Source organism: Pseudoalteromonas sp. S2893 (assembly GCF_005887105.1).
GTDB classification, from domain to species: domain Bacteria; phylum Pseudomonadota; class Gammaproteobacteria; order Enterobacterales; family Alteromonadaceae; genus Pseudoalteromonas; species Pseudoalteromonas atlantica.
Genome location: NZ_PNCY01000014.1, coordinates 1 through 24547, shown reverse-complemented (window position 1 = coordinate 24547; position 24547 = coordinate 1). Strand labels below are relative to the sequence as shown.

Here is a 24547-nt window from a genome sequence, read left to right as displayed (position 1 = left end):
CATGATTGAGCTTTTGTTTTTACTACTGCCTGTTGCTGCCGGTTATGGCTGGATTATGGGCAAAAATAGTGCAAAAAACCAAGCTCATCAACTCAATCGTCAAATCACTTCTGAATACAGTAAAGGCCTAAAGTTTTTACTAGACAGAGAAGAAGATCAGGGCTTAGAGCACCTAATAAACCTATTAGAAGTGGCTGCTGACTCTGTTGACCACTACTCAACCCTTGCTACCATGTTTCGCCGAAGAGGTGAGCTTGACCGCGCAATAAAAATTCATGAACTTCTTTTAAAACACCCAAGTTTAAATGAACAACAAGCCGCAGCTAGCCGTCTAGAATTAGCCGAAGATTATATTATGGCCGGCTTATTAGACGGTGCAGAAGAGCATTTAGTGTGGCTTGTTAAGGCTGGGCATGAACAAGCACTTGACCCAATTATTACTTTATACTCGCAAACCCGAGAGTGGGAAAAGGGCATAAATATGTTCGAAGCCCATAGTGAGTTATTTGTTAAAGAGCAGCATTTTAAAGCAATTGCTAATTTTTACAGTGAAGCTGCCTTAAGCGAAAATAAACCGCAATTAATGAATAAAGCCATCAGCTTAAATTACAAAGCGGTTCGCCCTTTATACGAATTAGGGTTATCGGCTTACACTAGTGAAGACTACGTAAAAGCAATTTACTATTGGCGTGAACTCGTTTGCCAATTTACGTTATTTGCGCCTTTGTTTATTGACCAGCTTGCACATAGTTATAAGCAGTTAAATTTAACACATCAGTTTCATGGTTTATTATGTGACTTGCTCGATAAAGGCGGGGTGCTAATAAAAATAAAACATTGCCAAGCACTGTTAGAGCAGGGAAATACTAAACAGGCATTTGAGTTTTTAACCGACAGCTTAAAACGTCAGCCTACAATTCGAGGTTTTAGCTTTTTACTACAGCTAATGGGTGATAAAAATCCAAATACCAAAGAAGTACTTGATGAAATTGATAAGCTAGTTACGTCGTATATAGCTACAAAACCAGACTTTCAATGCCAACATTGTGGTTTTACAAGCCACACTATTTATTGGAACTGCCCATCTTGTAAACATTGGGAAACCATTGTGCCAAGTAGAGGCCTAGACGGATTTTAATAACCCCCAACTATTTATAACTTTACTGCCATTCATTAGGATAGTTATGTCTTTAGAAGATACAAAAAAAGTTCTTATTGCCCTAGATTACGATTCACAAGACGCGGCTCTTAATTTTGTAAAAAAACTCTCACCAGATACGTGTCGCTTAAAAGTAGGCAAAGAAATGTTTACTTATTTTGGCCCTGCATTCGTTAAACAGTTAATCGATTTAGGCTTTGACGTATTTTTAGATTTAAAATTCCATGATATCCCTAATACAGTGGCAAAAGCGGTCACCGCAGCGGCTAATATGGGCGTTTGGATGGTAAACGTTCATGCATCAGGTGGTTTTGAAATGATGAATAAGGCAAAGCAGGCACTTGAAAAGTTTGGTGATAAAGCACCTTTATTAATTGCAGTGACAGTGCTAACCAGCATGGACGAAGCTGAACTAAAGCGTTTGGGTGTTGAAAAATCAGCGCAAGAACAAGTTATTCATTTAGCTAAATTAACAAAAGAAGCAGGGCTTGATGGCGTAGTATGTTCTGCCCAAGAAGCGAAAGCGCTAAAAGCGCAATTAGGTAGCGAGTTTAAGCTAGTTACTCCTGGCATTCGCCCTGCTGGTAGCGATGAGGGCGACCAAAAACGCATTATGACACCTAAGCAAGCTATTGAAGCGGGTAGCGATTACTTAGTGATTGGTAGACCAATTACACAATCGTCAGATCCGGTACAAACTTTAGCCGATGTTAATAAATCACTAGTTTAAGTTAACAAAAAGCAATTATTTAGTGCTAAACCCCTTTTATGAATACATTTTTATGCTACATTAGTACTAAGAATGCAGTAAGGGGTTTATTTTGAAGTTAATTTTTGGATCTATTTTAATTGTTGTTGCAGGTTTTTCAGTAAATAAATATGTTTTTTCTAGTAAAGCTTATGATGGAGTAGCGACGATTACTGACTTAGTCGCAAATTACCCTGTCGATTTATTTGAATTTAAGCAAACCATGCATGGCTACGCACACCACTTATGCTATAAAAATGAAGAGCGCTTAACGCGCCAAAACGTAACTACGTCAGATTGCATTTCAAATCACGACGACAAACAAAGTGAATGTGAAAATAAAGTATTTAGGTTGGCGCCACTAAGCTTAGAAACCAAAGCTGAGATACTTGATTATTCAAAGCAATATACAGAATGTACGTTGCCGTATAAGCGTATTATGGGCTAATGCCTATTAGTAATTCCCTTATTATTTTTGAAGGGTAAACCTAGTATTAGCTTTGTTTAAAACTTTGATTTACGCGAAGGTGAGGGCAGAGAATAGGGCAATATAAGTGCCGTTAGTGATAATAGCTAAATAACGTTTTTTATTCATCAAAACGTTATATGACCTTTGAACAATCATTTAATTAAACTATTTAGAAAAGATTTAACTATAAGCGCCAACATAATGTTAGCGCTTATAAAAAGTGTACAACTATTTTAAGCGGATAGATTTGGCTTCTATGTCTATCAAGCCTTGCTTAAATAAACCACCAATGGCTTTTTTGTAGTTAGCTTTACTGGTTGAAAATACTTTTTTGATAAGCTCAGGATCAGATTTATCACCAATGGCTAGTATGCCGCCTTCGTTTTTAAGCTTTTCCATTATTTTATCGCCAAGTTCACTTACTTTACCCATGCCTGGCTTTTCAAGTATAACGTCGATTTTTCCGTCTTCACGTACTTTTTGAACAAACCCTTTAAGCTTTTGCCCTACAAATAAGTTTTTAAATACCATGTTGTAAAACACAACCCCAAAGTGAGACTCTTCAATAAGCACTTTGTAGCCAATATCTGTTTTTCCAGCAACAATTAAATCAACTTCTTGAAGATGTGTGTACTCAGGCTCATCTTTTGATAAAAAGCGATTAAAGTTGCTTGATGCGCAAATACGTTGGCTCGCATTATCTAAATATAAGCGAACTAAATAAGAATGACCTTCTTGCATACGTGGTTTTTGCTCGTTAAATGGAGCTAAAACATCTTTTTCAAGTCCCCAATCTAAAAAAGCGCCAATGCTATTTATTTCTTTAACACGAAGCAGCGCGTATTCGCCTACTTGGGCATGGGGTTTTTTTACTGTTGCTGTAGGTAAATTGGCGTTATCTAAAAAGATAAAAACGCTTATGCTATCGCCAGCTTCAAGTTCATCTTTAATTTCGTGTTTTGGTAAAAACACTTCCCCTAAATCGTGGCCATCAAGGTAAGCACCTTCATTGCTCACTTCTTTTACAAATAAGGTTTGTGTTGTTCCTAGGTAACTCATAATTATTCCTGCTCAGGCTTTTTTTTACGGCGCATTGGTGAATTGCCATCAATGTTCATCGGGGCTTTTATAGGTGCTGCTGGTTTATTAGGTTTTGCCTTGCGTTTAACTTGCGGCTTTTTCACCTGTGCAACTTTTTTAGTTTTTACAGCGGCTGCTGCAGGCTTTTTCTCTTTTATACCTTTAAATTTAGCTTTAAGGCCATCAACGCTTGCAAAAACCAACTCGTCGTTCAAAAACGACTTAATTGCTAAGTAGCTTGCCCAGTCTTTAGGGCCTACTAGCGATAATGCATTACCTTTAAATCCGGCGCGGCCTGTACGACCTATACGGTGTACATACTCTTCAGCGTGTTTTGGTAAATCAAAATTGATTACATGCGTTACACTTAATAAGTCCAATCCTCGCGAAGCAACATCAGTGGTGATCAAAATTTTAAAGTTTTCGCGGCTAAACGAGTCCATGATCTCTAGGCGTTTGCTCTGTGTTAAATCGCCAGCTAAAGCCACCGATTTAAAACCTTTTGCATTTAATGCTTCACTTAAACGGCTGGTATCAGCACGGGTTGCTGTAAATATAATACATTGGCCAACATCATCTTGTTTTAAAAAATGCTCAAGTAACGCTTCTTTATGATCAAGATGATCGGCTAAATAGAGTGTTTGTTTAATATCACTGTGTTGCTCGTTAGCGGCGCTCAGTGTAATTTGTTTTGGCTTTTTTAATAAGTTACGCGATAGGGCATCGACTTGAGCGTGATCTAGTGTCGCTGAAAACAACAATGTTTGGCGCAAGCGGTGATTAGCTTGCTCGTTAATCATTTTCAGCTGTTCAGTAAAACCTAAGTCTAAAATACGGTCGGCTTCATCAAAAATTAATAGCTCTAACCCACTTAATTGTAATGAGCGTTTTGTGATGTGATCGGCCAAACGCCCTGGGGTTGCCACAACAAAGTGCGGGTCGTTACGAAGGGCTTTAATTTGATCGTTAAAGTTCTCGCCGCCGAGTATTTTTACAGCTTTAATGTTTGTGCCCGCAATTAATAAACGCAATTGCGTAAATACTTGCGTTGCAAGCTCACGGGTTGGTGCAACGATGAGGACACGTGGATCGCGTTTACTGAGCGCTTTTTGTTTCATAACTCGCTGAACAGCAGGTAATAAAAACGCTAATGTTTTGCCCGACCCAGTTTTAGACTGAGCAAAAATGTCATGCCCTGCAAGTGCGGTAGGCACTGCATGTGCTTGAATATCTGTGGGCTGGGTGATCCCTTGATGTGCTAATTGTGTTTCAAGGCGAGTATCAATCCCAAGATCAGTAAAGTGCAAAGTCGTGTTCTCCAATGTGCAACTTAAATTAATGGCCGCATTATAGCTTACACAAGGGTTATGCCGACAGTAAAAACCATTCTAACGCGCTATTTTTTGCAATTAATTATAAAAAGCGTAAAATACGCGCCCCATATGCGCCGGATTTACGATTCGGTAAACGCCACTTAAGGCTATCAAGGCAAAATAGGAAGTAAAATGACTGCTGTTCATAAAGATGATGTAACAAACGAGCACTTTGTAGTGTGTGCAATGTACAAATTTGTAGGTTTGCCAAATTTTGAAGCGCTACGTAAACCCCTTTTAGATGTGATGGAAGCAAACGAAGTACGCGGTACTTTATTGCTTGCGGCTGAAGGTATTAACGGTACTGTATCGGCTAAGCGCGAAGGAATAGATAACTTACTTGCGTGGTTAGACACACAAGAAAACCTAAAAGACATAGTGACTAAAGAATCATTCGATGATGAATGCCCGTTTTACCGCACTAAAGTAAAGCTAAAAAACGAAATTGTTACTATGGGCGTTGAAGGGGTTGACCCACTAAAAGTAGTGGGAAGCTATGTTAAGCCTAAAGAGTGGAATGCATTAATATCAGACCCTGAAGTGATTTTGATTGATACACGTAACGATTACGAAATTGAAATTGGCACTTTTCAAAATGCAGTCGATCCTAATACCAAAACTTTCCGAGAGTTCCCTCAGTGGGCTAAAGAGAATTTAGACCCAGAAAAACACAAAAAAGTAGCCATGTTTTGTACCGGTGGTATTCGCTGCGAAAAATCAACGGCTTACATGAAAGAGCAAGGGTTTGATGAGGTTTACCACCTTGAAGGCGGTATTTTAAAATACCTAGAAGAAGTGCCAAAAGAAGAAACAATGTGGGAAGGCGAGTGTTTTGTTTTTGATAATCGTGTAGCAGTAAATCATGATTTACAAAAAGGCTCTTACGATCAATGTCATGCGTGTCGTATGCCGATTACAGAAGAAGAAAAGCAAAAGCCAGAATACATGGAAGGTGTTTCGTGTCATCACTGTATCGACAATGTAACCGATGAGCAACGTGCTCGTTTTGCTGAGCGTCAAAAGCAAATAGAATTAGCACAAGCACGTGGTGAAGGGCACATTGGTAATGAAGCGCAAGCGGTTTTACAACAACGTAAAGAAGCTAAAAAAGCACAAAAAGAAGCCCAGCGCGGTAAATAATCTTTAACTACCTATTATCTACATAGCCCAGTTTATACTGGGCTTTTTTATTTATATAGCCACTTTTTAGTTTAATCCTGCCTGTATTTGTATAAATGCTTAGTCTTTAGGCGCCTTTTTCAAAAATTAATTGGTATTACCAATTTAATTTCATCTTATAGTTTTGCTAATTTATCGTTCTATCCTACCTATTGATCAATCAGCTGTTAGACTTCGTAAGGTAATGGAAATAATAATTAATTAAGGTGTTACTTTGAAATTGCAAAACTTTTTATTCGGTATGCTCAGTTCGCTGCTGTTTTTCAGCCTTCCTGCAATGAGCGCGAACGTTGTTGTACAAAAAATTGCCCTCGAAAGTGCAAAGCAACAAGTGCAAGCGGTAGGAAATACAGAGGCAATTCATTCGGTTGTAATGTACCCCGCAGTAGGCGATAGAGTAACAGGCGTTTTTTTTAAGCCAGGTGATAAAGTAAAAAAAGGCGATACTTTACTCGAACTTGATTCCCGTAGGCAAAAAGCAGCGCTTGATGAAGCTAAAATTAAACTTGCCGACACCCAGCGAATACTAAAACGCTTAGAACAAAGTCAGGCCAAAGGCGCAGTGCCTAAAAGCGATGTTGATGATGCTAAAACCGTTGTAGAGCTTGCCAAAGTCACCCTCATACAGGCTCAAACTGAGCTTGAAGACAGAAAAGTAATTGCGCCGATAAATGGCATTATGGGTTTAACAGATGTTGAGGTAGGCGATAGAATAACCGAGCTAACCCCCATCGCCACAATAGATGACACAACAAGCTTGTATATAAATTTTAACGCACCGGAGTCGGCTATCAGTATGCTGCGAAATAAAAGCAGCTTAACGGTGTTTCCTTGGCAATCAGACACTGCCATTAACGCTGATATTGCCTATTTAGATTCACGCGTAGACCCACAAACTCGTACTTTACGTGTTAAAGCCAAGCTAAATAATGAAAAACAACAATTTTTACCTGGTATGAGCTTTAGAGTACATATTGAAGTGTTAGGCGAGCGTTTTGCTGCAGTTCCTGAAGCTGCATTACTGTGGGGGGCAACAGGCCCGTATGTATGGACCAGCGTTGATAAAAAAGCCACACGTGTTGATGTAAAAATAGAGCAGCGCTTGGCGGGGCGATTATTGGTTTCTGGGTCGTTAAATAAAGGCGATATTTTAGTAATTGAAGGGGTACAACGCTTACGTGCAGGCCAAGAGCTAAGCTTTAATTTACCCGCGCAAGATAGGCAGGAGTAGGTATGAAACAGCAACCTATGATGCAAGATTTACCCTCAATGGCGATTCGCCGCCCAGTGCTTATTGTGGTGCTTAACTTATTAATTATTATTGCAGGTATTGCCGCTATTGCGGGTGTTGAAGTAAGAGAGCTTCCTGATGTAGATAGACCACGTATTACGGTTTCGGCGCCATTTCCTGGTGGCTCGCCTGAGACTGTTGATACCGAAGTAACAAGCAAGTTAGAAGGCGCAGTAGCGCGTGTAAGTGGCGTTAAATCGATACGCGCACAAAGTGAAGAGGGAAATGCACGTATTGTGGTCGAATTTAGACCAGGCATGAATTTAGATGACGCCGCGAATGAAACGCGTGAGTCTGTTGCACGTGTAGAACGAGACCTTCCAGAGGAAGTCGAGCGTGTTTCTATTATTAAAGCCGACAACGACGCCGAAGCAGTTGTATCTCTGACTGTTTCAAGTGAAAGTTTATCGCTTGAAGCACTTACCGAGCGCGTAAATGTTGACTTAGCGCCGCAATTTTTAACTATTCCGGGTGTCGCAGATGTTCGCTTAAACGGAGATAGAGAACGAGTATTAAGAGTACGAATAGACCCGCTAAAACTAAGTAGCTTTAATTTAACAGTGCCCGATGTAGCACAAGTGCTTAGCCAAGCACCGTTTGATGTGCCAGCAGGGAGTTTAAAGTCAAACGATCAGCAAATTATTGTACGTGCCGATGCAACCTCTATTACTCCAGAACAAGTTGGCGATATTATAATACAAGGCGATACCCGAATTAGTGATATTGCGGCTGTGTATTTTGGCCCTGCCGATCCGCGCTCTATGGTAAGGCTAAATGGTAAGCCCGTTATTGGTATGGAAATTATTCGACAAGCACAATCAAATACAATTGAAATATCAGATGAAGTGCTCAAGCTCATTACAAGCATGCAAACGCGCTTTCCAGAAATGGAATTTACACTTACCTCCGATGACGCACAATTTATAAGAAGCTCAGTAGATGAAGTAATTTACTCTTTATTACTTACAGTATTGTTAGTGGTTGTGACTTTGTGGGTATTTATTGGTTCTTGGCGCGCCACTTTAGTGCCTGCTTTTGCTATTCCTGTTGCCTTAATAGGGTCTTTAGCACTTATATGGGCACTGGGTTTTTCAATAAATATTTTAACCTTGTTGGCACTTGTATTAGCTACAGGCTTAATTGTTGATGATGCCATAGTAGTAAGTGAAAATATTCAGCGCCAGCGGGGACTAGGTTTAGGGCGTCGGGCAGCTGCTGTAATAGGCACGCGCGAGGTGTTTTTTGCTGTTGTAGCAACTACTGCTGTACTTGCCGCTGTATTTATACCTATTGCGTTTTTACCCTCTACTGCCGGTCGCTTATTTAGAGAGTTTGGTGGAGTACTTGCCGGTGCGGTAATTATATCAAGCTTTGTGGCACTTTCATTAGTGCCTGCTCTTACCTCTAAATTAAAGTTAAAGCAGGGTGGTTTTCACCCATTTGCTAAACTAGGCCATTGGTTGGGTGGTATTTATACAAAAACAATTCATAAAGTGCTTAACCATGCATGGCTTACGTTTGCGCTCTGTTTATTGGTTGCAGCAGGCTCAGGAGCGTTGTACGCCAGTTTAGACAGCGAGCTTTTACCCACAGAAGACCGAGGTAAAATTCGTATATTTGCACGTGGCCCAGATGGTGTAGGGCTTAACTTTATGGATAGGCAGGCGATAAAAATGGAAGATATTTTACTTCCGTTTGTTGATAGCGGAGAAATTGAGTCTATTTATACTGTGGTAGGTCAATGGGACCCAAATATTGTGTTTATTACTGTGCCATTAAAGCATTGGGATGAGCGCCATTTTAGCCAACAAGAAATTATTAATAAGATACGCCAGCCACTTGGCGATATTCCAGGAGCACCGGCTTACCCAGGTGGGGCTAATAGTTTAAATTTACGAGGTCAAGGGGGAGGCGTTGAAATAGCGTTGCTTGGGCAAGATTATTTGCAAATATTTAAAGCGGCTCAGCAGTTTTCTGCGGCATTAGAAAAAGCCGTTCCTGAGGTGGCACCTGTGCGTATTTCGTATCAGCCATCGCAACCACAACTTAGAGTAAATATAGACAGACGCCGTGCACAAGAGCTCGGTGTATCGCTAGACGACATTGCCATTACCTTGCGCGCAGCAATAAATGGCGACGACGTAGAAGATTTAAACATTGGCGATCAGTCTGTGCCAATTATGCTACAAGCGCAAAACCAAACCATAAACAGTCCAAGTGATTTGGCTAATTTATACATCAGAGCGGGTAATAGCAGTTTAGTACCATTAAGTAGTGTGGCCTATATTTCTGAAGAAGGCGTGGCTGCAGAGCTTGAACGTCATGCCCAGCGCCGCTCTATAGAGCTCAGCATGGAGTTGCCAGAATCGTTAACCATTGCCGCTTTAGTAGAGCAAATAAAAACGGTGTCTGAGCAATCGTTAGAGCCAGGTATTGCACTTGCGTTTAAAGGCGAAGCGCTAACGTATGAAGAAACATCCAGCGAAGTACTTGTAACTTATGTACTTGCTTTTTTAATTGTATTTTTAGTATTGGCTGCTCAATTTGAAAATGTAAATAGTGCCATTGTGGTTATGATAACCGTTCCCTTTGGTATTACCTCGGCCATATTAGCGCTTTATTTAACCGGCACGTCGTTAAATATTTACTCTCAAATTGGTTTAGTGATGCTGATAGGCTTAATCGCTAAAAATGCAATTTTGCTTGTTGAATTTGCAGACCAATTACGCGATCAAGGCTTGACGGTCAGAAAAGCAGTCGAGCAAGCTGCGTTGGTACGTTTACGCCCAATTACGATGACCCTTATATCGACTCTACTTGGTGCTTTGCCGTTAATTCTCTCTACAGGCGCAGGGGCTGAGGCCCGAAATGCAATTGGCTGGGTGGTGTTTGGCGGCTTAGCACTTGCGGTGTTGTTTACGCTTTACCTTACTCCGGTAATTTACTTAGGCTTAGCACGCTTTACCACGCCAAGGGGGGATGAATCTAAGCAGCTCGCACAAGAGCTTGAAAAAATCTAACCTTAAAGCCATGCCCAGCAACGTTTTTAAATTAAAAGTGTACTAGGCATGGTTATGGCTTGATTGGCACTACTTGTTTGTTAAGATAGCCACTTAAGCATATACATGCCTTTTTGTGTGGCCACAAGGAATCCCCAATGCAAGCCGAACAAGTTGAAATTGCGCAGTTTTTAGCGCAGCACCCGCCATTTGATGACTTACCGACAAACGCTTTAAACGAGCTTGCGCAACAAGTTGAGGTAGCTTACTACCGCTCGCAAACTGATATTTTAACGTTAGGCCAAGACATCGCTGATTTATTTATAATTCGCAGTGGCTCTGTGGAAATTTATCGTCGTAATAACGAGCTTTATAACCGCTTAGATGTGGGCGGTATTTTTGGCCAAATGGGCTTGTTGATGAATCGTAAAGTGCGCTTTCCTGCAAAGGCGCTCGAAGACACCCTAGTGTATTGTATTAACTTTACGCTGTTTAACCGTTTTTGTGACGAGTTTGACGGCTTTGCTGATTACTTTGAAGCCGATGGCAATGTACGCCTTCGCCAAGCATTAGTTGAGCAAGCCGACAGCAACGATTTAACAACCGCCAAAGTTAAATCGCTCATTCATCGCGATGTGGTAACGCTAAGTACGCAAACCACCATACAGGATGTGGCTAAAGTAATGACAGAAGAAGCGGTATCTTCTGTGTTAGTTACCGATTTAGACAAACCAATAAGCGACGACCCAGAAGAAGACGATGGGCAAATTGTAGGCATTATTACCGACCGCGATATACGCACAAAAGTGGTAGCCGAAGGCCTAGGGCTTGATGTTACCGCAGATAAAATTATGTCGACTAATCTTGTACTGCTTGATTCTAATGCTTATGTATTTGAAGCCGTTCTTGCCATGCTGCGCGACAACTTGCACCACTTACCTGTGGTACAAAAGCGCCGACCTATTGGGGTTATTTCACTATCCGATATTTTAAGGTACGAGTCGCAAAGTAGTTTACTCTTGGTGCGCGGTATTTTAGCGCAGCAAACCATTGAAGATTTAGCACATTATGCGCGCCAGCTGCCCAATGTATTTGTACGTATGGTAAACGAAGATGCTAATTCACATATGATTGGTACGGCAATGGCGGTAATAGGGCGTACTTTTAAACAGCGCTTATTAGTACTGGCTGAAGAAAAATATGGACCGCCGCCAGTACATTACTGTTTTATAGCGTTAGGCTCTATGGCGCGAGACGAACAACTTATTGTAACAGATCAAGATAACGCGCTTATTTTGGATGACAATTACGATGATGAAAAACACAACGAGTACTTTCAAAATATTTCTGATTTTGTCTGTGATGGCTTAGCGCAATGTGGTTATACCTATTGCAGCGGCGAGATTATGGCCTCATTTAAAAAATGGCGTAAAACACGCTCGCAATGGTTTGATCAATTCTCACAGTGGATAGCCTTACCTAAACCACAAGCACTGCTTAACAGCTCAATATTCTTTGATTTAGATGGGGTGTGGGGTAAAACAAAATGGGCCGACGAGCTTAAAATTTTTATTGCTAAGCAAAGTAAACAAAACCGTGTGTTTTTAGCAAATATGGCTGCCAATGCCCGAAACCGCACACCGCCACTTGGGTTTTTTAAAGGCTTTGTGCTTGAGCATAACGGCCAGCACAAGCGCTCAATGAACTTAAAACGCAGAGGCACCGCGCCGCTTTCTGATGTGATAAGAGTGCATGCACTGGCGATAGGCTCTCGTAAGCAAAATTCGTTTGAACGCCTTGAAGATATTATTGAATCGCGCCTGTTACCTGAGGGTAAAGCACAAGATTTACGTGACGCGTTAGAATACATTGCCATGATGCGAATTCGCCATCAAGCATGGCAAATAGAGCAAGAAGAAGAGCCCGATAACGACATAGACCCGCATTTACTTTCGCCGTTTGAGCAACGCAATTTAAAAGAAGCGTTTGCCATACTCGAAAAAGCACAAAGCTACTTAAAGTTTAGTTACTCAGCCAATGCGGGTGTTAAGTAACGAATGGCTAAGCAATCGTATTTTGACTGGCAGGCTCATTATAAAACACTGGCTAACAACGCTAAAAATGAGCATTTAAAAGCGTTTTATCAGCACGCTTATGGTGATACGCACACGCCCATAAAAGACATTTCGTTTGTGGCTCTTGATTTTGAGACAACCGGTCTAAATAGTGAGGTGGACGATATAGTCAGTATTGGCTTAGTCCCCTTTACAATGCAAAGAGTATATTGCACACATGCTAAGCATTGGGTAGTACAGCCTCGTAAAAGCTTAAGCGAGGAGTCGATTGTTATTCATGGTATTACGCATTCAGAAGTGGATGATGCTCCCGATTTAACCTCTCGACTAGGGCCGCTACTTAATGCACTTAGTGGTAAAGTGGTGGTGGTGCATTATGCAGCGATAGAGCGGCACTTTTTAAACAATGCATTACTTACGAGAATTAACGAAGGGATCCAGTTTGCATTAGTCGATACCATGGAAATTGAGCAACGAGCGTTGCGCGCCCGCCAAGGCTTAATAGGGCGTTTGTTTAATCAAAAGGTAGGCTCACTTAGGCTCACAGATTGCCGCAGTCGATACTCTTTGCCTGCTTATCATAATCACAATGCGCTAACTGATGCATTAGCCACAGCAGAGCTGTTGATTGCACAGCTGCAATACCATTACCGCGATGATACGCCATTGGCTGAATTACTAAGTTAAATCTATTTTAAATTCTAGCGAGTGTAATACAGGTTTAAACTTATTAACCAGCGTTTAGCTTAGCTAATAAAAACGCCGCATATTATGCGGCATTTTTTTAGTTTACTGGCAAGCGACTAATTATTTAACAGCGCGAGGCTCAGTACGTAATCCTAATAATAGGCTTACACACATTAGTAGTAACACTAAAGTAAACGGAAGACCTGTTGAAACAGCACCCGCTTGTAATGCTTGAATCGCCTCTGTACCGCCAATCCATAATAGAGCAGCAGCAATAGAGCCCTCAACCGTAGCCCAAAAGATGCGTTGTGGTACTGGCGCATCCACTTTACCGCCTGCTGTAATTGAGTCGATAACTAACGAACCCGAGTCAGAAGAGGTAATGAAAAATACTAATACTAAAACAACAGCAAGGAACGAAAGCACGCTCGACATAGGTAGTTCGTCTAGCATTTGGAACATCGCCATAGGTACATCGGTTAAACCGTTTACGCCTAAGCTACCTACACCTTGTACAACTTGGTGTATTGCAATGCCGCCGTAAATAGACATCCATAAAATAGTAACCGCAGTAGGAATTAATAATACAGCGATTAAAAACTCTCTAATTGTACGACCACGAGAAACACGCGCAATAAACATACCTACAAACGGTGACCACGAAATCCACCATGCCCAGTAAAATACAGTCCAACCGTGCATCCATGTTTCGTCTTCACGGCCATGTGGGTTGCTCAGTGGAATAATATTTTCAACATAACCCATAACCGTATTTGGTACGTTACCGATTGCCACAGCAAAGCCAACTAAACCAACAAACAGGAGTAAGGCAAATGCAATGAGCATGTTTATATTACTAAGGACCTTTACGCCGCCATCAATGCCGCGTACTACTGAGATAATAGCCAGTAAGGTAACGCCTATAATAACCAATAATTGTGCGCCTACACCGCCATCAGTTCCAAATACATGATTAATACCTGCAGAAGCCTGCTGCGCGCCTAAACCTAACGAGGTTGCAAGGCCAAACAAAGTGGCAAGCACGGCAAGAATATCAATAATATGACCAGGCCAGCCCCAAGCTCTGTCGCCTAATAGTGGATAAAAAATTGAACGGATTGATAAAGGAAGACCTTTATTATAAGTAAAAAACGCAAGTGAGAGCGCTACAACGGCATAAATAGCCCACGGGTGAAGACCCCAGTGAAACATGGTTGCACCCATTGCCACTTTTGCAGCCTCTGGCGTATTTGCGGTTACATTAAGTGGGGTTTCGTACCAGCCGGTAAAGTAAGCTACAGGCTCTGCAACACCCCAAAACATTAACCCAATCCCCATACCAGCGGCAAATAACATGGCAAGCCATGACATACGCGAGTGCGTTGGTTTAGCACCTTCTCCGCCTAAACGAATATTACCATATGGCGATACAATTAATGCCAAACAAAATATAACAAAGAAGTTTGCTGCCCACATAAAAAACGCATCAAAGTTATTTATTATATCGAGCTTAATACCATCAAGCGTTGCTTTGGCTGTTTGCGCATCTGAAACGAGAATGGCGACTAAAAAGATGACAATCAAACCGGCACTAATACCAAAAACAGGATTATGTATATCAAATCCCCATTTTTGCACGTTATCCTGACCTACGGTGTAGTCCGTATTATCAATACTATACTTGTCATGATTTTCGCTCATGAATACCTCTTATGTTGTCCTAACAAGCCAGAGAGTTCCGGCATAACACTAAGTTAATTAGCCACAAAGTAAGTTGCATTATTTACAATAAAACTTATTTGAGGACTAACTAAATTAATCGCTGATCATACCCTTAATAGTGTATGAGTTAAATCGTAAATGTAAAACTATTTGGTTATGTATGCCTGATTACTTAGCGCTAAAAGCTATTTATCACTAAAAAGATAAGCTATTGTTAATTCAGTGAGTGTTAAAAATTAGTTTGTTATTAAACTAAAATTAAAGCAGCGCCACCAAACTCGTTTAGTCGTTAATACATTAGTCTACGTTTTAAATGGGTAGAGGGTTTGATTTAATCATTATGTAACATGCATAAAGGTAAAATCTGGAGTAGGCTTTATTTAATCGCAAAGAGTGAAAAGGACTAACTTTAATATGCTAAACACGAAAACGAATGAAGCGCCCAGCACTGAAAAAATACACGCTCAATTTCAGTCAATTCGCCAACATAGTCTTACACTTATAAAAAACCTCAGCGCAGAAGATTGCCAACTACAAGCAATGGAAGATGCAAGCCCAATGAAATGGCACTTAGCTCACACCACGTGGTTTTTTGAAACATTTTTACTTGCTAAGTATCTGCCTAACTACACTCTCTTTGATGAACAATTTAAGATGCTTTTTAACTCCTACTATAACGGCATAGGTGAGCAATTTAAGCGTGCTAATAGAGGATGTTTATCTCGCCCCAGTTTAGAGGTGGTGTTGCGCTACAGAGCTTATGTTGATAATGCGCTAAACGAGCTGCTTCAATTAGGCACTAACCAAACACTGTGCAATATTATAGAACTTGGGCTGAATCATGAGCAGCAACATCAAGAGCTCATGCTAATGGATATTAAATATAATTTTTCGGTTAATCCAAGCTTTCCTGCCTACAGCCAAACCCCAAATAACTTAATAAAGGTGAGCGATTCGTTAGGCACTTTAAAATATACCGAATTTAGCCAAAGCATAACCAATATAGGGGCTGATGCTAAAAACGGCTTTTCGTACGATAACGAACAACCTAAACATCAAGCCCTTATCCATGCGTTTAGTTTTGCTAATCGATTAGTGACTAATAGAGAGTACTTACAATTTATAGAGGCGGGCGGGTATAAAAACCCTTCATTTTGGTTAAGTGATGGCTGGGCTAGTATAAATACCGAGCAACTTAGTCACCCTTTATACTGGCAGTATATTGACGGGCAGTGGTTTGAATTTACTCTCTACGGACTGCAGCCTTTAAATTTAGATGCGCCAGTGAGCCATGTAAGTTATTTTGAAGCGGCAGCTTACGCTAATTTTGTAAATGCGCGCCTACCTACTGAGTTTGAATGGGAGTATGTAGCGCAGCAGCAAGCACTTAAGCAACAGCACAACGATTTGCTTACGCCAAGTGTATGTAAAAACCCAGATGTTATCTCGCAGTTAAGCGATACATGTTGGCAGTGGACTAATAGCGCCTATTTACCTTACCCAGGCTTTAAACCCTTTAGCGGAGCCGCAGGGGAATACAATGGTAAATTTATGAATAACCAAATGGTTTTGCGTGGTGGGTGTGTGTTTACCCCAAAAGATCATTTAAGACAGACCTATCGAAACTTTTTTTATCCGCACCAAGCGTGGATGTGCAGCGGCATTAGACTAGCAAAGGACATACTATGAGCCAAGTAACAGCAATTAATCAGCAATCAATAACCGATCTAGACTTTTTAAATGATGTATTACATGGACTTGCTCAACAGCAAAAGTCGCTGCCGTGTAAGTATTTTTACGATGATAAAGGGGCGGCTTTATTCGAGCAAATAACCTCATTGCAAGAGTACTATGTTACCCGCACTGAACTTGCCATATTAGAAGATTACTCAAAAGCTATCGCTAATAGACTGCCTGAGAACCTATCAATTATTGAGCCAGGCTGTGGCTCGGGTAAAAAGGTCGCGTATTTACTCGCCCATATGAGCAATGTGAAAACCTTTGTTCCTTTTGAAATATCATCAGAGATGCTTAATTACTCGTTAGCGCATTTATCACCGTTATTTCCGGAGCTGGCCATTACGCCATTGCTAGGTGATTTTACCCATAGCCAAATGGTTAAGCAGTTAACAAAAGACACCGCCTTAGACAGCCAAACAAATTTAGTTTATTTTCCAGGCTCTACACTCGGTAACTTTGCGCCAGTAAAAGCCATTGAAATAATGAATAATTTCCACCGTTTATGCGGTGTTGATGGCTATGTATTAATCGGTATTGATTTAGTAAAAGAGCGACAAGTGTTACTTGATGCTTACGATGACAAAGCCGGCATTACCGCCGCCTTTAATAAAAACTTGCTCCAGCGTATAAATAACGAATTAAATGGCACGTTTATTTTAGATAATTTTAAACATGAATCGCGATTTAACGAAGTGCACAGCCGCATTGAAATGCATTTAGTGAGCAAGTGTAATCAAAGCGTGGTTATTAACGATAAGCAAATAGACTTTGTAGCGGGAGAGAGCATTCACACTGAAAACTCGCACAAATATACGCTTGAGTCGTTTAAAAATCTTGCTGCTCAGGCTAATTTATCGCTTGAACAAACATGGCAAGATGAGAAAAGCTACTTTGCACTTTGCCTACTAAGGCCAATGTAATAGCTTAACTTACAACTACCTGATTGCTGCTAAACGTATAGTTTAGCAGCGCGCCCTTTGGTGACTGCTGCAAAAGGGTTACTTTATTTAAACCATATAGTCTAAAAATAAGGGGCGCAATAACCGACACAGCAGAGCCTGTAGCCGTATCTTCATTTACCCCAAATTGCGGCGCAAAATACCTAAAATATGCGCTTGCGCTGTTTTTATTAACACTATGTATTTGCAGTGCAATTACCGCATTGTTATGCACATTTACTAAATGTGTAAAATTAATCTGTAAATGCTTTAAATCAGCCATGTTTTTAAACAGTACAACGGTATAGCCATTTTTATAAGCTGTTGAGTAAGTTGCTTTTATAGAGTGCGAAAACACATCACTAAGGCTGTTAACCTCATCACTCTTTTTTAAATTAATAGCCGCTAGCTGAAGTTGTACCCGGCCTGTAGCTCGCTTTATTTTAAACCGTTCTTTATCGTTTGAAATAAAGTGTGAAGGGCAAAAACCAAAGTGTGCTAATAAACATTTTGCAGCAGCAAGGGTGCCATGGCCGCAGCGCTTAATTTCTGATGTTTGGTTAAACCAGCGAATGTTACATACACGGTGAGAAATTTCACTTTCATTTAAAAAAACGCTAGCAGGGTGCTGCGAATTTGATGCAATTTTTTGCATTACACGCGTACTTAACCCTTGCGTATAAATAACAATTAACGCACTTGAACCGGCTAAGTTATGCTGTGAACTAGAAAATACAGGAACTGAATAAAGGTACTTTATATATCGCAACCTAGGCTGTTGTAGCCTACGTTGCGATAAAAGGGCGCGTTTAGCCTTTGCTTGCATACGCGTCGTTGTGAACGCCAGCAGCACGGCCTGAAGGATCAGCATTATTTTGAAATGATGCATCCCATGCAAGTGCTTCAGGGGTTGAACACGCAACCGACTTACCATGTGGTACACATTTAGCTGATGCATCACCTGGGAAGTGTGATTCAAAAATAGAGCGATAGTAATACGCTTCTTTAGAATCTGGCGTGTTAATAGGGTACTTAAACTTAGCGTTAGCAAGCTCTTGGTCGCTTACTTGCTCGTTTACAAACTCTTTTAACGTGTCTATCCAGCTGTAGCCAACACCGTCTGAGAATTGCTCTTTTTGACGCCACAGTACTTCTTCAGGCAGGTAGCCATCGAAGCCTTCGCGTAAAATGTGCTTTTCAATTTTGCCATCTTTACACATTTTTGCTTCAGGGTTGATACGCATAGCCACATCAACAAACTCTTTATCAAGAAACGGTACGCGTGCTTCTACGCCCCATGCAGCCATTGACTTATTGGCACGTAAACAGTCAAACATATGCAGCTTTGACACTTTACGGTTTAGCTCTTCATGAAACTCTTGTGCGTTTGGTGCTTTATGGAAGTATAAATAGCCACCAAATAGTTCATCAGCGCCTTCGCCCGATAATACCATTTTAATACCCATAGCTTTAATTTGGCGCGCCATTAAATACATTGGCGTTGAAGCACGGATGGTGGTTACATCGTACGTTTCAATGTGGTAAATAACCTCACGAAGCGCATCAATACCTTCTTGAATGGTAAAGTGAATAGGGTGATGTACTGTGCCAATCATATCCGCTACTTTTTGCGCAGCGGCTAAATCAGGTGAACCCTCAAGCCCAACAGAAAAAGAATGCAGCTTAGGCCACCATGCGTCGCTTTCATCGTTATCTTCAATACGTTTAGCAGCAAAACGTTGCGTAATAGCCGAAATAACCGACGAGTCTAAACCGCCCGATAGCAATACGCCATACGGTACATCACACATTAGCTGGCGTTTTACAGCGCTTTCTAGCGCTTCTTTTACGTCTTGCGCTTGTGCGCTGTTATCTTTAACTGCATCAAAGGTTTCCCAATCGCGCTTATAATAAGGCGTTAGTTCACCATTTTTGCTGTATAGGTAGTGCCCTGGTGGAAACTCTTCAATGTGCTTACAAATTGGTGAAAGCGCTTTAAGCTCAGAGGCAACATAAAAATTACCATGCTCATCGTGACCAGTATAAAGCGGAATAATACCAATGTGATCGCGGCCAATTAAGTACGCATCGTTTTCTTCATCGTATAAACAAAATGCAAAAATACCATTTAAGTCATCTAAAAACTCAGGCCCTTTTTGTTTGTATAACGCTAAAATAACTTCACAGTCTGATTGAGTCTGAAATTCAAAATCAACCTCTAACTCTGCTGCAAGCTCTTTGTGGTTATAAATTTCGCCGTTAACCGCTAAAATATTTGTTTTTTCAGGGTTATATAATGGTTGTGCGCCGCTTGATACACCAACAATGGCTAAGCGTTCATGCACTAAAATCGCTTTTTCAGATGAATACACACCAGACCAATCAGGGCCACGGTGCCTTAGTAGTTTTGACATTTCAATTGCTTGGGTACGCAACTGAGTGGCGTTAGATTTAATATCTAATACACCAAAAATTGAACACATAGTAACTCCTCATTCCTATTATGTGTGCAGCAGGGCAACTTTGCTGTGCTGCGAAACCTTGTTTTATCAGAAATAATTACTCAAGTCACACTGCTTTTACAATTAATTAAGAATAATTTATGCACCAACTGAAAAGTGCGCGCACCAAAGTAGTGCGCTGCGCACAAGTGCGGTTATATTTACAACACCTTTGGTGTTTAAAGTGTCGTTAATAGGGCATTTAGCGCAGTGTTTGCAAACAAGCACACTGCACAAATGCACCAAGTATGTGCGAAAATTAAAGCAGAGCTTAAATTGCCTTATTATAATTTTTTGCGTTAGCGTGTTTTAATTTTATACGCTTAATTAACCAAACTTCGCTTACTTATAATTAACCAATCTACGCCTACCTATTGCAAGTTAAGTAGAGCGCCGCTTGTACTTTTATTAGCTCCTTGTAATAGGTTTATAGCTCACCTTAAAGTTAACTGTATTTAAGTGCCAAGCTGAGCTGATGTAAGTGACCTTTAAGCTTTTGTTTTGCTAAGTTAGCTTGTTCATGGGTTACTTGCTTAAATTCAATTGAGTCACCGGGTCTAAATTGCGCAAATTGATGTAAATCAGCCTCTATTACCGTGCCAAGTAATGGGTAGCCACCGGTTGTTTGTGCGTCGTTAAGTAATACAATAGGCTCACCACTGGGCGGTAATTGAATAGAGCCTGGGCCTGTACCAAGAGAGGCAAGTGAGTGACTATGAGTTAGGGCACTTTCGTTTGTTAGCCTAAGGCCCATTCTGTTGCTGTTATGGCTTACTTTAAACGCCGTTGAAAAAAACTGTTTAAGTAGCGTATCACCTAATAGTTGCGCATGTGGGCTTGCATGTACCCTAATCACCTTTAGTTTAGGCGGAGTAATAGCGCCGCGCTGTATAAAGCGCGTTATTGGCACGGGCGATGTTTTAATAGGAATCATGTCGCCCTCGCTAAGTGCTTTACCTGCTAAACCACCAAAGAGCGCGTTTAAATCGGTGGATTTTGAGCCCATGATATCTTTAACATCAATACCACCTTGTACGGCTACATAGGCACGCAAACCAGCGCGGCCTGTATCAAAGCTTAAAGTTTGTTTGGCTCTTACTTGGTAACTCCAGCCAGGGTACAAGGGCGTTTCATCAAGCGCAGCGTTTAAATCAGCACCTTGTAGGGCAATAATAGTATCGGTTTCAAACTGTAACTCGCACAGGCCTAACGTAACCTCAAGGACAGCTTCATTATCGTTGTTACCCACTAATTTATTGGCAATGATTTGTGCGTAAGGGTCTAAACAACCCGCTTGGCTTACACCTAAATGACGATAACCGCAGCGCCCGCCATCTTGAATTGTAAGTTGTACGCCGGGTTTAAGAACTTTTATCACTTTATGCTCCTTGCACTGTGTTTATTGAAACGAACGATAGCGTGTCGCCGGGTTTAAATAAGCAAGGATCTGAGTGTGTGCTATCAAAAAGGGGCGTGTTTGTGTGGCCGATGATATGCCAACCGCCAGGTGTTTCTGCTGGGTAGATGGCAGTTTGCTCTGCGCCTAAAGCAACGGCACCTTTAGGTACTTTAGTACGCGGGGTGTCTCTGCGTGGGATATACAAGCGTGAATCTAAACCATGTAGGTAAGCAAACCCGGGCTGAAACCCTAAAAATAAAACGTGGTAAGTGGCTTGGCTATGTATTTGAATAATTTGCTGGGGTGTTAAATTAGTTTGTTTGGCAACAAAATCTAAATCTTCTCCTTCATAAGTAGTGTATATTTTATGGTGAGTGCCTTTAAATGTTGTTGCTTGTACTTTGTCCCATAAATCAGGCAAGGCGTTTTGCCATTTTTCTAAATTACTTGCCGATTTTAAATAAAGCGTTAAAGAGTTCATGCCTGGGACTAAATCAATAAATTCGTTACTTTGCTTTAGCTGCTTAGTGAGTGCCCAAATTTTTTTTTGAGTGTCTAACACATTGTTTTGTTTATGCTGTGTGGCATCTAATAGCAAACTGTTATTTGTTAAAGTAAATACCTGTAAAAATGCAGTCATAATTTAATCTTTTTATACAACGTGCAGCAAAGCTAACATAGTTTTGTCAATTTATTCAGTACCTAGCCATAAGAAAAATAAACGAAAAAGATATGCAGACTCAAACTGTATTCAAATTTAGCACGTATTTATTTACTGAAATTAAAACAAGGGATGTTGGGTCTTAATTAAAACACGTAGGTATTAAGAGGTATTTATGACATTTTCTCGCTCAGTTTATTTATTAGGCGCCGCTATTACATTTAGCGCCGGCTGTTTTGCTTTATCAACCGAAAAAATAGAGCACAGCAACGTAGAGGCCACAATGCATATAAAAACCATTGTGTTAGGTTCTGGTTGTTTTTGGGGAGCCGAAAAGCGCTACGAAGCACTAGAAGGGGTTATTGATGCAGAGTCAGGCTATGCAGACGGGCACGGCTTTAAAGCAAGCTATAAAAATATCACCGACCAATCTCGCCGGTTTGACGAAAACAACTACGCTGAAGTAGTGCAAGTGATGTACAACAGCAATATCATTTCTTCTAAAGCGCTATTACAAAATTACTTTGAAAGCCACGATCCTACACAATTGAATCGCCAAGGTAATGATATTGGCACGCAGTATCGATCAATTATTCTTACTACCACTAAAGAGCAAGCGCAGCTTGCAGAGCAAGTTAAAGCCGAGTATCAACCGTTATTAAGTGAAGCCGGTTATGGGGCAATTAAAACAGTAATAAAACCGCTTGAGGGGTTTGTATCTGCTGAGGAGTACCATCAAAATTATTTACAAAAGAATCCAAATGGCTATTGCCCAGATCACGCCACGGGTGTGGTATTTAATAAAACTAAAAAAGCAGATGTAGACAATAACGTTTTACTCACGGGCAAGCAGATTGTGGTACTTGATTCGCGCGAATACTGCCCTTACTGTGAAAAATTTAAAAAAACAGTCGCTAACAATTACAAAGGTTCAATCCCACTGACATTTCGCCATGCTGATGAGCTTAAAGGCCTAACTATAAAATCGGCAACTTGGGCAACCCCCACCATTTTGTTTTTAGAAAATGGAAAAGAGGTGTACGCGCGTCAAGGCTATGCAAGCCCCGCCGAATTTTACAAAGCGCTTGGCGCATTTAAACTAGGCGATAGTGATGCCTACGAAGTCGCATTTAATGAGCGCACCGACAGACCTTATTGTAAGGAGTATAAAGAATTTAAAAACACTCCCGATGGCGTATTTGTTGATAAATTAAGTGGTGAGCCATTATTTGATACCCGCGATAGATTTAATTCGGGCACGGGGTGGCTGTCGTTTAAACATCCGGTTAAAAATAGTGTTACTAAGCATAAAGATACCAGCTGGGGGATGACTCGAATTGAGCTTAAATCAAAAAGCACAGGTATACATTTAGGGCATTTATTTAAAGGTGAGGGGCCAAGAGGCACAGATAGATACTGTATTAATGCTACTGTGTTAGAGTTTATACCTCGTGACAAAAGCTAATTTATAAGAGCGATTAATTCGCTCTTTTATATTTAATAAATCTAAACTTTAATTAACTGTGATTATGATATATAAATTAATAATCCAAACGATATAAACGGCATTTTACTATCAAACTGATTAACACGTTAGCACTTGTATCAGGGCTTATAACTATAAGCCCTGTATTAGCACAGCCAACCGAAAAATATGTAATAGGGGTAGAGAATATAGAATACCTGCCTTATTACGATGGCAGTGGCACTAATAAGCGTGATTATTTTGGTTTTAGTAAAGAGTTACTGGAACTATTTGCAAAACAACAAAATATTAAATTTGAATTTTACACTTTGCCTATTCCGCGCCTTTATAAAGAATTTATAGAGCATCACCATGTTGACTTTAAATACCCCGACAACCCTAATTGGCAAGTAAGTTATAAAAATCAGCATCAAGAAGATATTAATTATTCTGTGCCTTCATTAGTTACACATACAGGGATAGCGAGCTTAAAGGACAATATTAAACTTGAAGATTGTAAATCACTTGCAAAAGTGCGTGGCTTTACATTGCAAGGGCTTGAAAAGTTAACCTCAATGCCAGGCTTGCAAGTACTCGAAAATGATAACGTTATTGAGATGATTTATTTGCTGCATAAAGAGCGAGTCGATTGTATATATATTTCACACGATGTACTTAAATACAATATAGAAGAATTTTTTGATACTCCCGTCCCTGTGTTTTTTCAACATCAGTTGCCTGTTGATCACCAAGCATTTATGTTATCGAGCATTAAACACCCACAGCTCGTTAAAAAGTTTAATGTATTTTTAAAAGACAATGAAAATGCCATTGAAGAGCTTAAACAAAAACATAACTTTATAGTTGAATAATACTAAATTTAAGCGAATTGGTATAAAACGGTGGGGCAGGTAATCGTGTTTATAAAACAAAAACGGCCCATATAAGGTCACCACCTCACATGAACCGCTTTTCACACTGACAACATCTTACACACACAATATAAGATTTGGTTTGCTACACAGTAGCTAATTTAGTTATTGCTGCGTGTTGCTGGTTGA

At 40.5% G+C, this 24547-nt stretch carries 19 protein-coding genes; 12 read left to right on the top strand and 7 right to left on the bottom strand.

The window, feature by feature from the left end; genetic code table 11:
* The first annotated feature begins 1 nt into the window (after nucleotide 1).
* The 3 genes from lapB (at nucleotide 2) to CWC04_RS08165 (ending at nucleotide 2355) form a co-directional block, all read left to right on the top strand.
* Nucleotides 2-1138: a lipopolysaccharide assembly protein LapB gene (lapB, locus tag CWC04_RS08175; RefSeq protein WP_138685115.1), complete on the top strand. Its 1137-nt coding sequence runs from the start codon at nucleotides 2-4 to the stop codon at nucleotides 1136-1138.
* 46 nt (nucleotides 1139-1184) lie between these two features.
* Nucleotides 1185-1889 carry an orotidine-5'-phosphate decarboxylase gene (gene pyrF / locus CWC04_RS08170; RefSeq protein WP_138685114.1) on the top strand — a complete coding sequence of 235 codons (705 nt, stop codon included), beginning with the start codon at nucleotides 1185-1187 and terminating at the stop codon, nucleotides 1887-1889.
* A gap of 91 nt (nucleotides 1890-1980) precedes the next feature.
* On the top strand, nucleotides 1981-2355 hold the full coding sequence (locus tag CWC04_RS08165; RefSeq protein WP_004587876.1) for a hypothetical protein: 375 nt from the start codon (nucleotides 1981-1983) through the stop codon (nucleotides 2353-2355).
* A gap of 249 nt (nucleotides 2356-2604) precedes the next feature.
* Here CWC04_RS08165 and CWC04_RS08160 read toward each other — a convergent pair whose 3' ends face one another.
* Both CWC04_RS08160 and CWC04_RS08155 read right to left on the bottom strand, forming a co-directional pair.
* Nucleotides 2605-3435, bottom strand: coding sequence for a CvfB family protein (locus CWC04_RS08160; protein ID WP_054982457.1), 831 nt, complete (start codon nucleotides 3433-3435; stop codon nucleotides 2605-2607).
* A gap of 2 nt (nucleotides 3436-3437) precedes the next feature.
* Nucleotides 3438-4763, bottom strand: a complete 1326-nt coding sequence (locus CWC04_RS08155; protein ID WP_138685113.1) for a DEAD/DEAH box helicase — start codon at nucleotides 4761-4763, stop codon at nucleotides 3438-3440.
* Nucleotides 4764-4961: 198 nt separating this feature from the next.
* Here CWC04_RS08155 and trhO point away from each other — a divergent pair, with 198 nt between their 5' ends.
* The 5 genes from trhO to CWC04_RS08130 all read left to right on the top strand — a co-directional run bounded on the left by trhO (nucleotide 4962) and on the right by CWC04_RS08130 (nucleotide 13060).
* Nucleotides 4962-5969 carry an oxygen-dependent tRNA uridine(34) hydroxylase TrhO gene (gene trhO, locus CWC04_RS08150; protein ID WP_138685112.1) on the top strand — a complete coding sequence of 336 codons (1008 nt, stop codon included), beginning with the start codon at nucleotides 4962-4964 and terminating at the stop codon, nucleotides 5967-5969.
* Nucleotides 5970-6222: 253 nt separating this feature from the next.
* Nucleotides 6223-7239 (top strand): efflux RND transporter periplasmic adaptor subunit, encoded by a 1017-nt coding sequence (locus tag CWC04_RS08145; RefSeq protein ID WP_502705338.1) that lies wholly within the window; start codon nucleotides 6223-6225, stop codon nucleotides 7237-7239.
* Nucleotides 7240-7241: 2 nt separating this feature from the next.
* Nucleotides 7242-10319 (top strand): efflux RND transporter permease subunit, encoded by a 3078-nt coding sequence (locus CWC04_RS08140; RefSeq protein WP_138685111.1) that lies wholly within the window; start codon nucleotides 7242-7244, stop codon nucleotides 10317-10319.
* Between the two features lie 137 nt (nucleotides 10320-10456).
* Nucleotides 10457-12352 carry a DUF294 nucleotidyltransferase-like domain-containing protein gene (locus CWC04_RS08135; RefSeq protein WP_138685110.1) on the top strand — a complete coding sequence of 632 codons (1896 nt, stop codon included), beginning with the start codon at nucleotides 10457-10459 and terminating at the stop codon, nucleotides 12350-12352.
* 3 nt (nucleotides 12353-12355) lie between these two features.
* Nucleotides 12356-13060: a 3'-5' exonuclease gene (locus CWC04_RS08130; protein WP_096041799.1), complete on the top strand. Its 705-nt coding sequence runs from the start codon at nucleotides 12356-12358 to the stop codon at nucleotides 13058-13060.
* Nucleotides 13061-13180: 120 nt separating this feature from the next.
* Here the strand turns inward: CWC04_RS08130 and CWC04_RS08125 are convergent, their stop codons facing one another.
* Nucleotides 13181-14761 carry a BCCT family transporter gene (locus tag CWC04_RS08125; RefSeq protein ID WP_138685109.1) on the bottom strand — a complete coding sequence of 527 codons (1581 nt, stop codon included), beginning with the start codon at nucleotides 14759-14761 and terminating at the stop codon, nucleotides 13181-13183.
* Between the two features lie 435 nt (nucleotides 14762-15196).
* Here CWC04_RS08125 and egtB point away from each other — a divergent pair, with 435 nt between their 5' ends.
* Nucleotides 15197-16471: an ergothioneine biosynthesis protein EgtB gene (gene egtB, locus CWC04_RS08120; RefSeq protein WP_138685108.1), complete on the top strand. Its 1275-nt coding sequence runs from the start codon at nucleotides 15197-15199 to the stop codon at nucleotides 16469-16471.
* Nucleotides 16468-17442: an L-histidine N(alpha)-methyltransferase gene (gene egtD / locus CWC04_RS08115; protein WP_096041797.1), complete on the top strand. Its 975-nt coding sequence runs from the start codon at nucleotides 16468-16470 to the stop codon at nucleotides 17440-17442. Before egtB ends, egtD begins: the two co-directional genes overlap by 4 nt.
* Nucleotides 17443-17446: 4 nt before the next feature.
* On the opposite strand, the gene CWC04_RS08110 is transcribed toward egtD, so the two are convergent.
* From CWC04_RS08110 to pxpB, 4 genes are all read right to left on the bottom strand, one after another.
* Nucleotides 17447-18286 (bottom strand): PhzF family phenazine biosynthesis protein, encoded by an 840-nt coding sequence (locus tag CWC04_RS08110; RefSeq protein WP_138685107.1) that lies wholly within the window; start codon nucleotides 18284-18286, stop codon nucleotides 17447-17449.
* The gene (asnB, locus tag CWC04_RS08105) at nucleotides 18270-19943 is read right to left on the bottom strand and encodes an asparagine synthase B (protein ID WP_024034109.1); all 1674 of its coding nucleotides are present in this window, start codon (nucleotides 19941-19943) and stop codon (nucleotides 18270-18272) included. The genes CWC04_RS08110 and asnB overlap by 17 nt, the downstream gene beginning before the upstream one ends.
* A gap of 463 nt (nucleotides 19944-20406) precedes the next feature.
* Nucleotides 20407-21339 (bottom strand): 5-oxoprolinase subunit C family protein, encoded by a 933-nt coding sequence (locus CWC04_RS08100; protein WP_138685106.1) that lies wholly within the window; start codon nucleotides 21337-21339, stop codon nucleotides 20407-20409.
* A 1-nt stretch (nucleotide 21340) separates the two neighbouring features.
* Entirely contained in the window at nucleotides 21341-22000 is a 660-nt protein-coding gene (gene pxpB, locus CWC04_RS08095; RefSeq protein ID WP_138685105.1) for a 5-oxoprolinase subunit PxpB, read from the bottom strand.
* Nucleotides 22001-22196: 196 nt separating this feature from the next.
* Between pxpB and msrA the strand changes: the two genes are divergently transcribed.
* Together msrA and CWC04_RS08085 are read left to right on the top strand one after the other, a co-directional pair.
* Complete coding sequence (gene msrA / locus CWC04_RS08090; RefSeq protein WP_138685104.1) at nucleotides 22197-23486, top strand: peptide-methionine (S)-S-oxide reductase MsrA; 1290 nt, start codon at nucleotides 22197-22199, stop codon at nucleotides 23484-23486.
* A gap of 329 nt (nucleotides 23487-23815) precedes the next feature.
* Nucleotides 23816-24358: a transporter substrate-binding domain-containing protein gene (locus CWC04_RS08085; RefSeq protein ID WP_502705337.1), complete on the top strand. Its 543-nt coding sequence runs from the start codon at nucleotides 23816-23818 to the stop codon at nucleotides 24356-24358.
* Nucleotides 24359-24547: the final 189 nt, after the last annotated feature.